Below are 13,869 nucleotides of genomic sequence, written 5' to 3'. Positions count from 1 at the left end.
CATCCGGCCTTACGAGACGGCCTCGCCGAGCCGCACGCACCGCGCCGCATGGCCGACGCCCACCGCCACCCGCGCCGGCAGCCCCTCCCGGCAGGCCGGGACGACGAGGCCGCAGCGCGGCTCGAACGGGCAGCCCGGGGGTGGGTCGGCGAGGTCGGGGGGCGAGCCGGGGATCGTGGCGAGCCGCACGCCCTTCGGCGAATCCGGGGTGATGCGGGAGGCGAGGAGCCCGCGCGTGTAGGGATGCGCCGGCGTGCCGACCACCGCGCCGCTCGCGCCGACCTCGACGAGGTGGCCGCCATACATCACCGCCACCCGGTCGGCGACCTGCACCGCCACGCCGACATCGTGGGTGACGAAGATCACCGCGAGGCCGAGGTCGCGCTGCAGCTCGCGCAACAGGAGCAGGATCTGGATCTGCACCGTCGCGTCGAGGGCCGTGGTCGGCTCGTCGGCGAGCAGCACCTTCGGCCGGCAAGCCAGCGCCAGCGCGATCATCGCCCGCTGGCGCATGCCGCCGGACAATTCGTGCGGGTAGGCATCGAGGCGGCGGGCCGGCGAGGGGATGTGGACGCGCTCGAACAATTCGAGCGCCCGGGCCCGGCCGGCGGCGCGCGACACGCCCTCGTGGCGCACTACGGCCTCGGCGATCTGGTCGCCGATGCGGTAGACCGGATCGAGGGCGAGGCCCGGATCCTGAAAGATCATCGCGACGGTGCCGCCGCGATAGGCCGAGAGCGCCTTCGGCTTCAGCGTCAGCACGTCGTGCCCGTCGACGCGCAGGTGCCCGCCGATGCGGGTTCGCGATTCCGGCAGCAGCCGCATCAGCGCCCGCAGGGTCACGGACTTGCCCGAGCCCGATTCGCCGAGGAGCGCCAGGGCCTCGCCGGCGCGGATCGAGAAATCGACCCCGCCGACCGCCCGGACCGGCTTGCGGCCGCCCAGAAAATCGACCGTGAGGTCGCGGACCTCGATCAGGGCCTCGGTGGTGGCGGTGTCGGGGTTGCGCAGGGGTGCGTTCATTGCTGCCTCACGCCGCCATCGGGACCCGGGGAGCCTTCGGGTGGCCGGAGCCCGCCGCCGCCATGTGACAGGCGGCGAGATGCGCCGGCGCCACCGGATCGAGGCCGGGCTCGCGGGTGCGGCAGATGTCGGCCGCGAACTGGCAGCGGGTGTGGAAGCGGCAGCCCGGGGGCGGGTTGATCGGGTTCGGCGGATCGCCGGTCAGCGGCGCCTCCTCCAGCCGGGCATCCGGGTCGGTCGAAGGCTGGGAGGCCAGCAAAGCCGCGGTGTAGGGATGGCGCGGCGTCCCGAGGATCGCGTCGGCCGGGCCGATCTCAGCGATCCGGCCGAGATACATCACCATCACCCGGTCGGACATGAATCGCACGACGTTGAGGTCGTGCGAGATGAAGATGTAGGTCAGGCCGAATTCGGTCTTGAGGTCGGTCAGCAGGTTGAGCACCTGCGCCTCGACCGACTTGTCGAGGGCCGAGACCGCCTCGTCGAGGATCAGGAGCCGCGGCTCGAGGGCCAGCGCCCGGGCGATGTTGACCCGCTGGCGCTGGCCGCCCGACACCTCGTGCGGATAGCGCCCGCCGAAGCGCCGCGGCTCCAGCCCGACCCGGCGCAGCAGGTCGTGGGCGCGCGACAGGGCGGCCGCCGCCGAGAGGCCGTGCGCCCGCGGACCGAAGGCCACCGATTCCTCGACCGTGAGCCGCGGGTTGAGCGAGGCGTAGGAATCCTGGAAGACCATTTGCACCTGGCGGCGATAGGCCTTCAGGTCGAGGGCGCGGGAGCCGAGCAATTCGCCGTCGAAGACGATGTCGCCGCGATCCTGCTTGGCGATCTGCATCAGGAGCCGGGCCGTGGTCGACTTGCCGCAGCCGGATTCGCCGACGACGCCCAGCGTCTCGCCCTTCATCACGGAAAAATCGACGCCGTCGACGGCGCGCACGGCCGGGCCCTTGCCGAACAGGCCGCCCTTGCCGGCAAAATGCTTCACCAGGCCGTCGACGGTCAGCAGCGGCTGCGCGGGACCGCCGCGGTCGCGGGGATCGAGCTCGGTCACTGGCGCACCTCCATGGCCGAGCGCAGGCCGTCCGAGAGCAGGTTGAAGGAGATCGAGGTGAGGAAGATCATCACGCCGGGGAGCGCGGCCACGACCGGGTTGACGTAGATCGCGGTGCGCAGGGTGTTGAGCATCAGGCCCCATTCCGGCTCCGGCGGCTTCACGCCGAGGCCGAGGAAGGAGAGGCCCGAGGCCAGGATCATCGAGACCGAGATCAGGCTGGTGGCATAGACGAAGACCGGGCCCAGCACGTTGCCGAGCACCTGCACCCGCACCACCGTGAACGGGTTGGCGCCCGAGACGCGGGCCGCCTCGACGTAGTCGCGGTTGCGGATCTGCACCGTGACGCTCTCGGCGACGCGGGTGATCTGCGGCACGAACACGACGGTCAGCGACACGATCGAGTTCAGGATGCCGGCCCCGAGCGCGCCCGACAGCGCGATGGCGAGCAGCACCGACGGGAAGGCGAAGAACACGTCGACCACGCGCATGATCAGCGTGTTGACCCAGCCGCCGGCATAGCCCGCCAGGATGCCTAAGCCCGATCCGATGAAGAACGCGATGACGACCGGCAGCACGCCCATGAACAGCGACAGGCGGCCGGCATAGAGGAGCCGTGTGAGCATGTCGCGGCCGAGCTCGTCCGAGCCGAGCCAGTAGGTCGCGTCGCCCACGTGGCGCAGGCGCCGGACCATCGAGCCCTTGAACGGGTCCATCGGGGCGATCAGCGGCGCGAAGATCGCCGCGAGCACGATGCACAGGATGACGAAGCCGGCGCCCATCGCGACCGGATCGCGGGTCAGCCGCCGCAGGACGCTGCCCCAGTAGCCGCGGGACGCGACGACCGGGATCTCGGGGGCAGCCACCGCCGCGACGGGGTCACCGGTGGCGAGGGAGGTCTGGATCGTCATGGGATCACGCCCTCTCGATGCGGGGGTCGAGGGCGGTCTGCACCACGTCGACCAGGAGGTTGAGGGTGACGAAGAACATCGCCAGCACCAGGATCGTGCCCTGCAACAGCGGCAGGTCGCGCTGGAAGATCGCGGCGTTGAGGAGGAAGCCGGTGCCGGGCCAGGCGAAGACGGTCTCGATCAGGATCGAGCCGCCGAGCAGGTAGCCGAGCTGCAGCCCCATGATGGCGATGGCGGTGGGGGCCGCGTTCTTCACCACGTGGCGGAAGACGCCGAATTCCGACAGGCCCTTGGCCCGGAGCGCCTGGACGAAGTCCTGGTGCAGGATGTCGCCGACCAGCGCCCGCACGGTCCGGGAGATCACCCCCATCGGGATTACCGACATGGTGATGGCGGGCAGCAGGATGTAGCGCAGGTGCTCGAGGTCCGGGAACCAGTTGCCGGACCCTTGCGGCCCCGCACCCGTCGGCGGCAACCAGCCGAGGGTGGCCGAGAACACGATCACCATCACGATGCCGAGCCAGTAATGGGGCACGCTGACCCCGAACACCGCGATGGCCGAGGCCACCCGGTCGAGCCAGGAATCGCGGGCATAGCCGGCGACGAAGCCGAAGAAGGTGCCGAAGGTGAAGCCGATCAGCGTCGCCACGGAGGCGAGGATCAGGCTGTTGCCGACGGCGCGGCCGACCTCCGCCAGGACCGGGCGGCCGGTGGCGATCGAGGTGCCGAGGTCGCCGTGCAGCACCTTCCAGAGCCACAGGCCGTACTGCACCGGCAGCGGCTTGTCGAAGCCGTAGGCGGCGCGCATCTGCGCCTGCATCTCGGCCGTGGCGTCGACCGGCAGGATCGCGCTCAGGGGATCGCCGGGGGCGAGGTGGACGAGGAGGAAGCACACCAGGCTGACGCCCAGGGCGACCGGGGCGGCGTAGCCGATGCGCTTGAGGATGAAGAGGATCATGAGCGAGAGGATCCTGGGGCTGCGCCGGGTGTCGGTGTCGTGGTCCGCCCGGCGGAAGGCCGGGCGGGATGTCCCATGGCCCGCCCGACGGGACCTGACATCCACTCCGTCATCCCGGGGCTCGCCGAAAGGCGAGAACCCGGGATCCATAACCGCTGACGTCGAAGATAAACGCGGATCGCGCTCCGCTTCGTCCTGAAGCGTCGGCGGTTATGGATCCCGGGCTCCGCTTCGCGGCCCCGGGATGACGAAGAGGGTGTCAGTGCCGTCGCGCGAGGCGAGCGGATGTCGAACTACTTCGCCATCGTGATCGGCGAGAAATCCTGGAACCAGCTCTGGGCCTGGACGAAGCCCTGCACCTTCTTGCTCATCGCCCGCGGGTTGACGTCGTGGGTGACCATCAGGAACAGCGCGTCATCGACGAACTTCTCGTGGATCTTCTGCAGGACCGCGACCTGATCCTTCGGCTCGAAGGTGGTGCGGACCTCGTCGAACAGCTTGTCCATCGCCGGATCGCAGTAATAGCCCCAGTTTGTGCCGTTCGGCGGGGCCAGGTTGCACTGCGCGTGACGGATGAAGGCGGTGAAGGGATCCTGGATCAGGTAGGAGTAGTTCATCGCGGTGCCGCCGCGGGCGCTGTCGGACTTGGAGCCGGCGCGCCAGATGTTGATCAGCGTGTTCCACTCCACGACCTCGTAATCGACCTTGATGCCGACCTCGGCGAGGTTCTGCTGGATGAACTCGTTCATCGGCAGCGGCTGCATCTGGCCCGAGCCCGAGGCGGAGATCAGCACCTTGGTGGTGAGCGGCTTGTTCGGGCCGTAGCCGGCCTCCTTCAGGAGCTTCTTCGCCGCTTCCGGATCGTACGCGACCTTGAAGGTGGGCTTGCCGAACCAGGGATGGCCGGGGGTGAGGAAGCCTTCGGCCGGGGTGGCGAGGCCGCCGAGGAACTCCTTCAGGCCCTCGCGGTCGACCGCGAGGTTCGCGGCCTTGCGCACCCGCACGTCGTTCCACGGCGAGCCCTCGGCCCGCGACAGGTGCCAGGTCCAATTGTGCGGGTAGAGGTTGGTGACGAGGGCGAAGCCCGCCGACTTGAGCGAAGCGACCGCGTCCGGCGCCGGTGCCTCGATCCAGTCGACCTGCCCCGACCGGAGCGCCGCGACACGGGCATTGGCCTCGGGCAGCGGCACCAGCACCATCTTGTCGAGCTTGGGCACCCGGCCCTTGTCCCAGTACTCCTTGTTGGGCACCATCTCCAGGCGCTCGCGCGGCACGAAGCCGGTCACCTTCCAGGGGCCGGTGCCGGAGGGCGCTTTCGCCACCGCGTCCCAGCTCTTGCCCTGCTTCTCCCAGTTGGCAGGAGACGACATCAGGATCCAGGCGAGCTGGTAGGGGAAGGTCGCGTCCGGGGTCTTGGTGACGATCTCCAGCGTCATCGGGTCGACCGCCCGGTATGAGGCGACGGCCGGGATGCGGGTGCGCCCCTGCGCCGACTGGCGCGGGTCGAATTGCGGGCTGTCCGACTTCAGAAGCTTGTCGAGGTTCCACACCACCGCGTTGGCGTCGAAGGCCGAGCCGTCGTGGAAGGTGACGCCGGGCCGGAGCGTGAAGACCCAGCGGGTCTTGTCGGCGGGGTCGACCTTCCAGGAGGTGGCGAGACCGGGTGTCAGGTCCGAGGCCTTGTCGGCGCGGCTCAGGTCCCAGTTGATGAGCGCGTCGTACACCGTGTAGCCGGTGAAGCGCATGCCCTCGCCGCCATTGTCGGCCTGGCCCGTGGTGAGCGGGATGTCGGAGGCGGTCATGCCGATGCGCAGCACGCCCTGGGCGCTCGCAGGCCCCACCAGCGCGAGGGCGAGGGCGAGACCGGACAGGGTCCGCCCGAGCGGGCGCAGGGGCAGGCGGGTGGGCAGCGGCATCGTGAAACATCCCCGGTGGTGAGTGACGGGAATGGGGCTGCAAGAGCCCTGCCAACTCGTTCGCGTCCAGGCGCCGGAATTCCAGGCAACGACAATGCCTAAATTCCGGGCTGCATCATTCGAAGGCGAACGATCCAGCCCAAATTGCCCTCACGCGAGGCAGGCTTCGGCTTGTGTGGCCTCGATCTGCCGGCCGGCGACGAGATGGGCGAGGCCGTGCACCAGGGCCCAGGCGCGCAGGGCCTCGCCCTCGGCACGGCCGGAGGGCTCGCGCTCCGCGCCCTGCGATCCGCAATCCAGCGATCCGCAAGCCGGTCAGCGCCGGCCCGCACCGAGCCGGTCCCGGTCCATCGCCACCGGCGGCCGGGTCGCCGGCGGCATCAGCAGCCGGTCGCGGCTCAGGCCCTTGTGGACGTGGACCATCAGGGCGATGCCGAAGAGCGGCGTGAGGAGGTTGAGGACAGGGATCAGCATCAGCCCGGCGAGCAGCGCGCCGGCGAGCATCACGGTCCCGGTGTGGTAGCGCCGCATGGCGCCGGCCTCCTGGAGCGGCCGGAACCGCGCGGCGGCGAGCTCGAAATACTCGCGCCCCAGCAGGTAGGTGTTGGCGAGGAAGAACGCCGCGACGTTGATGCCCGGCACCAGCAGCAGCGCGAGCGCCGCGAGGTTGACGGCGAGCGCGAGGCCGGCGAACCGCACCGTGTAAAGCATCGCCTGGCCGAACGGCATCGCCCGGCCCGGCACCTCGTCCGGGAAATCGGTGCGCTCGACGATGAGGGCCGCGTCGTCGAGGAAGTAGCCCGCCACCAGGATCGAGACTGGCGGCAGGATGAAGGCGAGCCCGACGAACAAACCGGCCCCGGCGAGGAACGACGCCACGGCGTTGACCATCGCGTAGTCGGTCGAGATCGGGTGGGCGGCGATCAGCGCCGCGATGCCCTTGGTGAGCAGGAACCAGATCAGGGCGAGGAGCCCGACCGTGAGGCCGAGCGACTTCCACAGGATCGCGCGGAGCGGGCGGGAGAAGACCTGCCGCAGGGCCGCGAAGGCGGCGTTGATGAGCATCGGGACCTCGGGGGTGGACGCAGAGGCTCACTTGATGCCGAACGGCCTCGCCGTCCAGGGGCGAACCGCGTCACGCTTCGCGGGTTGAGGCAGCAGCAAACGTCACGTGTGCGGAATGGAGGTTCGACCGATGGACATCGCCGTCGACAAGGTCAGTGAGTTCATCCTGCGGGCCCGGGCCCTCGACGTGAAGGAGGGTTTGAGCGATCCCGATTCGGGCTCGAACCCGATCGACGACGGCGCCCGCGACGTGCTGGTCGACGGCACCGACGACGCGACCGAGGAGGAGTTGCGCGAGATGATCGCCGGCCTCAACGACGACGAGCGCGCCGAGCTGGTGGCGATCCTGTTCGTCGGTCGCGGCGACATGGAGCCGGAGGAGTTTCCCGACGCGGTCCGCCTCGCCCGCGAACGCGAGGCCGCCGGCACCCGGACGGCCGACTACCTGCTGGGGATTCCGAACGTGGGCGACCTGCTCGACGAGGGACTGGCGGCGTTGGGGTTGAACTCGGAGGTGTAACCAGCTGATCGATCCGCCCCGGCGGATCTGAAACCCTCGATGTCATCCCGGGGTCCGCTGCGCGGCCCCAGGATGACACGGAGGATGTCAGGACCGTCGGAGGGCTTGAAGCAACCTTCGACGGCACCCCCGGTCGTCCCCGCTACTCCGCGGCCATCGCCTGGTGCACCACCGGCACCGCCGGCGCGCCCTCCCAGCGGGAATTCGCCGGAATCGTCTCGCCCTTCATCACGATGGTGAGCGGGCGCAGCTGGGCGTAGTCGCCGACCTTGGTGTCGTAGAGCACGGTCGCGAAGGCGCCGACGCTGACGCCGCGGCCGACCTCGACCCGGCCGACCTTCATCACCCGGTCCTCGTAGAGGTGGGTCTGTAGCGCCGACATCCGGTTGACCGAGGCGAAATCGCCGATCGTCACGCAGTCGAACTCGGTGATGTCGGTGGCGAGCATGCACACGCCCTCGCCGGTGCGGGTGCCGAACAGGCGCAGCACCCAGGGCAGGAACGGCGTGCCCATCAGGTGCTCGAGCAGCACCTTGCCGGCCAGGCCCCAGTACATCACCGCCACGGCTTCCGTGCGCATCGCCCACCACGACCACATCGGGTGCATGCCGGGCTCGTAGCGGCCCATCAGGAGCCACTTGACGGCGATGACCACGAGCGTCTGCAGCACCGCGATCACCACGCTGGTGGCGACGAAGCTGACGGCGAGGCCGCCCCAGTCGCCGGCCAGGATCGCCGGGTAGAACACGAAATCGATCGCCAGGATGGCGAAGGTGATGAACAGCATCGGCGAGAACGACGAGGTGAAGGCCTCGAAGATGCCGCGCCGCAGCCGCGGCCAGAGGCCGGGCTCGAAGGTCTGGGCCTGGCCGAGATCGACCTTCTGGCGGACCGGCAGCTTGATCGGCGGCGAGCCGAACCAGGTCTCGCCCGGCGCCATGCGGTCGTTGGCCGGCGGCTTCGACTTGATGCCGATCAGCACGTCGTCCGGGATGATCGCGCCCGGCGGCACCACCGCGTCGTTGCCGACGAAGACCCGGGCGCCGGTGCGCACCGGCGCCAGCTCCATCACGCCGCGGCGCACCTCCTCCTCGCCGTAGACGACCTCGTCGGCGATGAAGTTGCGCGGGCCGACCTCGGCGAGGTCGTAGCGGCCGGCGAGGTTGGTCGAGATCTCGGCGCCCTGGCCCATCCCGGCGCCCATCAGCCGGTACCAGGCCCGCATGTAGACCGTGGCGAAGAGCGACGAAAGGGTCTCCAGCGTCACCTCGGCGGCGAGCGCCACCGCCCATTTGCGCAGGTAGGTGCCGCTGTGGATCGAGTAGCTGCCCTCGCGCAGGCGCGGCAGCACCGCCCAGCGGATGCCGGCGATCAGCCCGACCGTGCCGGCGGTCATCAGCATCGCGGTCGGCCAAGTCAGGAGCGGCAGGTAGACGTGGTAATCGACGTCGGTCAGCGTCGCCAGCGTGTCGCTGATCTGGTCGAAGATGTAGAAGGCCGGGAAGATCGGCAGGAGCCCCACCGCCGGGATCGCCGCGAGCAGGATCGCGTAGATCACGAAGAACACGGCGCGCCGCTGGGGCGAGGCCTCCGGCATGGGATGCAGGTGCGAGACGTCGACCATGCCGACCTTGCGGCCGGGCGAGCCGTCCCAGGCCTCGGCGCGGCCGACCAGGGTGCCGGAGGGCACGGTCGTCAGGTCGGCGAGCTCGGCGTGGTCCTCGATCCGGGTGTCGTAGCCGACGACGCAGGAGGTGCCGATGGCGACGTCGTCGCCGATGAAGACGGGGCCGATGACCAGCTCGTTGCCGACCACCTCGGCATTGGCGAGCGTCAGCCGGCCGCCGAGGGACGCGCCCCGCCCGATGCTGACGAGGTCGGGGGCGCCGATCTCGATGTCGGAGATGAGCGCGTCCTCGCCGATCTTGGCGCCCAGCAGCCGCAGGTAGATGCGGATCATCGGCGAGCCCTGGAGCCACTTGACGTGGACGAGCGGCGTCAGGCGCTGGGTGAGCCACCAGCGGAAATAGTAGGTGCCCCACAGGGGATAGCGGCCGGGCCTGGTGCGGCCGAGCACCAGCCACTTCATCGCGATGGCGATGAGCGCCGTTGCGGCGTTGAGGCCGATATAGACCAGCAGCAGCACCGCCATCTCGGCGAAGAAGCCGAGCTCGCCGCCGGTGATCAGCAGGTAGGTGACGAAGATGCCGAGCCACTGCGCGGTCGCGAGCGCGATCACGAAGGGCAGCACCGCGGCTTGCGCGAGGCCGCACAGGAAGCGCCGCAGGAGCGGCGGCGGCGCGAAGGACAGGTCGTGGGTCGTGGCGGCCGCTCCCGCCCCGCCGGTGCGCGCGATCAGCGTCTCGGCCATCGCCCGAAGCGTACGGCCGTTATAGACGTCCTGGAGCGTGATCGCGGCGAGCGCCGGCACCTCGCGCACCGCCGAGACGAAGCGGGCGGCGAGCAGCGAGTGACCGCCGAGATCGCCGAAGAAGTCGGCCTCGAACGGGATCGGCTGGTTGCCGAACACCTTCTGCGCCGCGGCGAGCAGCGCGGCCTCGGTCTCGTCGCGGGGCTCCTCTTGCTCGCCCGTCGCTTCGACCACCGCGAGCGGCCGGGCGCGCAGGGCCTTGCGGTCGACCTTGCCGGAGGCGGCGAGGACGGGGAGGCTCTCCACCACCTCGAAATGCGCCGGGATCATGTAGGGCGGCATCGTCTCGGCGAGGGCCGCGCGCAGGCGGCCGCGGTCGAACTCCGCCCCGCGCTCGGGCACCACGAAGGCGACCAGCCGGTCGACGCCGTCGTCCTGGCGCAGCACCACCGCGGCGGAGGAAATCCCGGCCTGCGCCCGGATCCGGGCCTCGATCTCGCCGAGCTCGACCCGGAAGCCGCGGACCTTCACCTGGTCGTCGATGCGGCCGTGGAAGACGATGCGGCCGGCGTGATCGAGCGAGACCGCGTCGCCGGAGCGGTAGAGCATCGGGTCGGACCCGTCGCCGCCATACGGGTTGGCGACGAATTTCTCCGCCGTCAGCTCCGGCCGGGCGAGGTAGCCCTTGGCGATGCCGGGGCCGCCGATCAGCAATTCGCCCTGCACGCCGGGCCCGACGAGGTTCAAGCCCTCGTCGGCGATGTAGGCGGTATAGTTGGCGATCGGCCCGCCGATGGTGACCGGATCGCCCGGCCGCATCTCGGCGGCGGTCGCCACCACGGTCGCCTCGGTCGGCCCGTAGGTGTTGAACAGCTTTCGCGTTCGCGTCGCCCAGCGGGCGATCAGCGGCTCGGGCAGGGCCTCGCCGCCGAGCAGGATCAGCCGCAGGCGCGGCACGTCCTTGGTCATCAGCCCGAGCAGCGTCGGCACCGTGTCGAGGACGGTGATGCCGGCCTCGATCAGGATGTCGGGCAGGGCCTCGGCGTCGCCCATCTGGGCCGGGCTCGCCACGAACAGGGTCGCGCCGGCGAGGTACGGAACCCAGATCTCCTCCATCGAGAGATCGAAGGCGACCGAGGCGCCCTGGAACACCACGTCGTCGCCGGTCACGCCGTAGAGGTCGTTGGCCGAGCGCAGGAAGTGGCAGATGTTGCGGTGGCTGATGACGATGCCCTTCGGCACGCCGGTCGAGCCCGAGGTGTAGATCAGGTAGGCGGGGTGCTCGGGGGTGAGGCCGGCGGCGCGCAGGTCCGGCGCCGGGCCGCTCGCTTGGGCCGCCACTTCGTCCGGGGTGAGGGCCGGGCAGGCCTCGGTCGGCGCCTTGTCCTTGAGCGCTGCCGAGGTCACCAGCGCCTTGGCGTCGGCATCCTTCAGGCAGACCGCGACGCGGTCGGAGGGCGCCTCGGCGTCGAAGGGCAGCCAGGCGGCGCCGGCCTTGGTGATGCCGATCTGCGCCACCAGGAGGTCGGGCGAGCGCGCCATCCACAGGCCGACCACGTCGCCGGGCTTGATGCCCCGCGCCGCGAGGCCCGAGGCGATCGCGTCGGAGCGCCGGTCGACCTCGGCGTAGGACAGGCGGGTCCGCGAGGCCGCGTCGCCGCCGCTCGCCGCGTCGATCAGCGCCGTGTGCTCGGGCCGGGCGCGGGCGGTCGCGCGAAACACCTCGGCCAGCACCTCGTCGCGGACGAGGTCCGGCCGGACGGGGCCGCGCAAAACCGCCGCGCCTGCGGGCGGGACGGCCGGCGGGCGCGTCCCGGGGCTGGGCGTGCGGACGGTCCCGGCGGTGTGGTTCATCAAGCGACTCCGCTGGCCCGGGCGGGCCGTTGACCTTCAAGGCGCCGACCGGAACGGGCCCCGGCGCTGACTTCGGCCCGATTTCGGGTCCGCGGGAGGTGGACGAGAACCGGGGCCGGTTCAAGGCACGGTCGGGCACAAAACGCGGCGTCATCCGGCGCGGGCTCGGGCACCGCCCTAGCGTCGCGTCCGGACCGCTCAGACCCAGCGCCGTGCGCCGCTCTCGAACACCAGGATCCGGCCCTGAAGGATCTCCAGATGGGGCGCCTCCTCGCTGTTCGCCGCCCCTAGCGTCACCATGACGGCGCGGGCGACGCCGCCATGCGCCACGATGACCACCGGCCGGTCGAGTGCGTCGAGGAGCGGGCGCACCCGGTCGGCCACCATGGCGTAGCTCTCCGCGCCCTCGCCCGGGGGGCAGAAGCCCCAGCGGTCGCGGTCCCGTGCCTGGGAGCGGGCGGGATCGCTGCGCCGGACCTCCTTCCAGGTCAGGCCCTCCCAGGCGCCGAAGCCGATCTCGCGCAGGCGCGGATCGACCGTGTAGCCGGCCGGATCGAGGCCGAGCGCCGCGCGCAGGCCCTCCATCGTGTGGCGGGTGCGCTCCATCGGGCTCGCGATGAAGGGCAGGGTGCCGATAGCGTCGCCGAGAAGGGCCCGCAGGCGCTCGCCGGCCTCCGCCGCCTGGGCATGGCCCTTGGCGTTGAGGGGCGTATCGCGCTGGCCCTGCAGGCGGCCTTCGGCGTTCCAGTCGGTCTCGCCGTGGCGCACGAAGTAGAGCGGGGCACGGCTCACCGGCCGCCCCTCGCGGAACGGCCCCGGTTGCCCGCCGTTATTTCTTCCACGATCCGTCGCACGCTGCTGTCCCCGCCGGAGCCCCCACCTTCCGATGTCGAAGAAGACCCCGAAAGACAAGCCGGTTTCGCTCCCGGGCCATCCGCGCCCATCCTCCGCCGCCTGGGCGAACGCGGCCGGATCGCTGGCGGCGGCGAACCCGGCCTTCCTCGCCGAGCACGGCGCGACCATGCCGGTGCCGCCGCCGGGAGTGGTGCAGTGCCGGCCCGAGGCGCCGTGCCGGCTCGCCGAGATCGACCCGGACGCGCCGGGCTCCTCCGACGGCAAGGCGGCGGCGGAGGCCGAGCTCGCGGAGGTGCGCGCCCGCATCCAGGCCTTGCAGGAGCGGCTCTACGCCGAGCGCAAGCGCAGCCTGCTGGTGGTGCTGCAGGCCATCGACACCGGCGGCAAGGATGGCACGATCCGCCACGTCTTCGAGGGCGTGAACCCGCAGGGCTGCCGTGTCTCGTCGTTCAAGACGCCGAGCCCGGAGGAGCTCGACCACGACTTCCTGTGGCGCTACCACCGCGAGGCGCCGGCCCGCGGCATGATCGGGGTGTTCAACCGCAGCCATTACGAGGACGTGCTGATCGTCCGCGTCAAGCAGCTGGTGCCCGAGGCGGTCTGGCGGCCGCGCTACGACCTGATCAACGATTTCGAGCGCCTGCTCACCCTCTCGGGCACGACGGTGCTCAAGATCTTCCTGCACATCTCGAAGGCCGAGCAGAAGGAGCGGCTCGAGAGCCGCCTCGCCGACCCGACCAAGAACTGGAAGTTCGACCCCGCCGACCTCGTCGAGCGGCAGGCCTGGGATTCCTACCAGGCGGCGTTCCAGGACGCGCTGACCCTGTGCGGCACGCGGCTGGCGCCGTGGCACGTGGTGCCGGCGAACCGCAAGTGGTTCCGCAACCTCGCGGTGGCGCGGCTGATCGCCGACACGCTGGAGGCGATGGACCCGCGCTTTCCGGAGCCGAAGGCGGATCTGACGGGGGTGACGGTGCCGGATTGAGGTGGTTCGGCCCACGGTTCGCAGGCCGCAACGCACATCCTCCCCGTCATGTATGGACGGCCCCCGTTTCGCAAGGGTTTGTGAGCATCGGTTTGAGCCAGTCGGTTCAGGAGCAGTCATGTATCCGGCCTCTGATGCCGTCGTGCCGCCGCGGTTGATGCGACGAGGACGACGGCGGGCCACCAAGGGGTGCGCACAAGCGTTCCTTGCGAAGAACCAGGCTCCCAACATCCCGACGCGCTGTGACGCGCGATGACGTGGCGGAGTGTCCTGGTCCCAGGTCCCTCATCCTGCTCTGGCCTTGGCCGTGCTTACAGCTCCTTGCTCACCGAAGGTCGCGTCCCGCCGCTCCTCAAGCGGCGG

10 protein-coding genes are annotated in these 13,869 nt (G+C 70.6%); 2 read left to right on the top strand and 8 right to left on the bottom strand.

Features of this window, described 5'->3' with window-relative positions; translation table 11 throughout:
• Positions 1–9: 9 nt before the first annotated feature.
• The 6 genes from BM430_RS26760 to BM430_RS26735 form a co-directional block, all read right to left on the bottom strand.
• A complete protein-coding gene (locus BM430_RS26760) occupies positions 10–1,023 on the bottom strand; it encodes an ABC transporter ATP-binding protein (RefSeq protein ID WP_093570287.1) in 1,014 nt (337 codons plus the stop codon).
• A gap of 7 nt (positions 1,024–1,030) precedes the next feature.
• Positions 1,031–2,071, bottom strand: a complete 1,041-nt coding sequence (locus BM430_RS26755; protein ID WP_093570286.1) for an ABC transporter ATP-binding protein — start codon at positions 2,069–2,071, stop codon at positions 1,031–1,033.
• Entirely contained in the window at positions 2,068–2,982 is a 915-nt protein-coding gene (locus BM430_RS26750) for an ABC transporter permease (protein WP_093570285.1), read from the bottom strand. The genes BM430_RS26755 and BM430_RS26750 overlap by 4 nt, the downstream gene beginning before the upstream one ends.
• Positions 2,983–2,986: 4 nt before the next feature.
• Positions 2,987–3,940 (bottom strand): ABC transporter permease, encoded by a 954-nt coding sequence (locus BM430_RS26745; RefSeq protein ID WP_093570284.1) that lies wholly within the window; start codon positions 3,938–3,940, stop codon positions 2,987–2,989.
• Between the two features lie 293 nt (positions 3,941–4,233).
• Positions 4,234–5,856, bottom strand: coding sequence for an ABC transporter substrate-binding protein (locus BM430_RS26740; RefSeq protein ID WP_093570283.1), 1,623 nt, complete (start codon positions 5,854–5,856; stop codon positions 4,234–4,236).
• 315 nt (positions 5,857–6,171) lie between these two features.
• The gene (locus BM430_RS26735) at positions 6,172–6,921 is read right to left on the bottom strand and encodes a sulfate transporter family protein (protein ID WP_093570282.1); all 750 of its coding nucleotides are present in this window, start codon (positions 6,919–6,921) and stop codon (positions 6,172–6,174) included.
• 130 nt (positions 6,922–7,051) lie between these two features.
• On the opposite strand from BM430_RS26735, the gene BM430_RS26730 reads away from it, so the two are divergent.
• Positions 7,052–7,441 carry a DUF3775 domain-containing protein gene (locus BM430_RS26730; protein ID WP_093570281.1) on the top strand — a complete coding sequence of 130 codons (390 nt, stop codon included), beginning with the start codon at positions 7,052–7,054 and terminating at the stop codon, positions 7,439–7,441.
• 142 nt (positions 7,442–7,583) lie between these two features.
• On the opposite strand, the gene BM430_RS26725 is transcribed toward BM430_RS26730, so the two are convergent.
• Complete coding sequence (locus BM430_RS26725; protein WP_093570280.1) at positions 7,584–11,666, bottom strand: Pls/PosA family non-ribosomal peptide synthetase; 4,083 nt, start codon at positions 11,664–11,666, stop codon at positions 7,584–7,586.
• A gap of 198 nt (positions 11,667–11,864) precedes the next feature.
• Positions 11,865–12,458: a histidine phosphatase family protein gene (locus tag BM430_RS26720; RefSeq protein ID WP_093570279.1), complete on the bottom strand. Its 594-nt coding sequence runs from the start codon at positions 12,456–12,458 to the stop codon at positions 11,865–11,867.
• Between the two features lie 94 nt (positions 12,459–12,552).
• Between BM430_RS26720 and BM430_RS26715 the strand changes: the two genes are divergently transcribed.
• Positions 12,553–13,506, top strand: coding sequence for a polyphosphate kinase 2 family protein (locus BM430_RS26715; RefSeq protein ID WP_093570278.1), 954 nt, complete (start codon positions 12,553–12,555; stop codon positions 13,504–13,506).
• The last annotated feature ends 363 nt before the right edge of the window (positions 13,507–13,869 follow it).

This window comes from Methylobacterium sp. 174MFSha1.1 (assembly GCF_900116815.1).
Lineage (GTDB): Bacteria > Pseudomonadota > Alphaproteobacteria > Rhizobiales > Beijerinckiaceae > Methylobacterium.
This window is presented reverse-complemented; position numbering and strand designations above follow the sequence as displayed.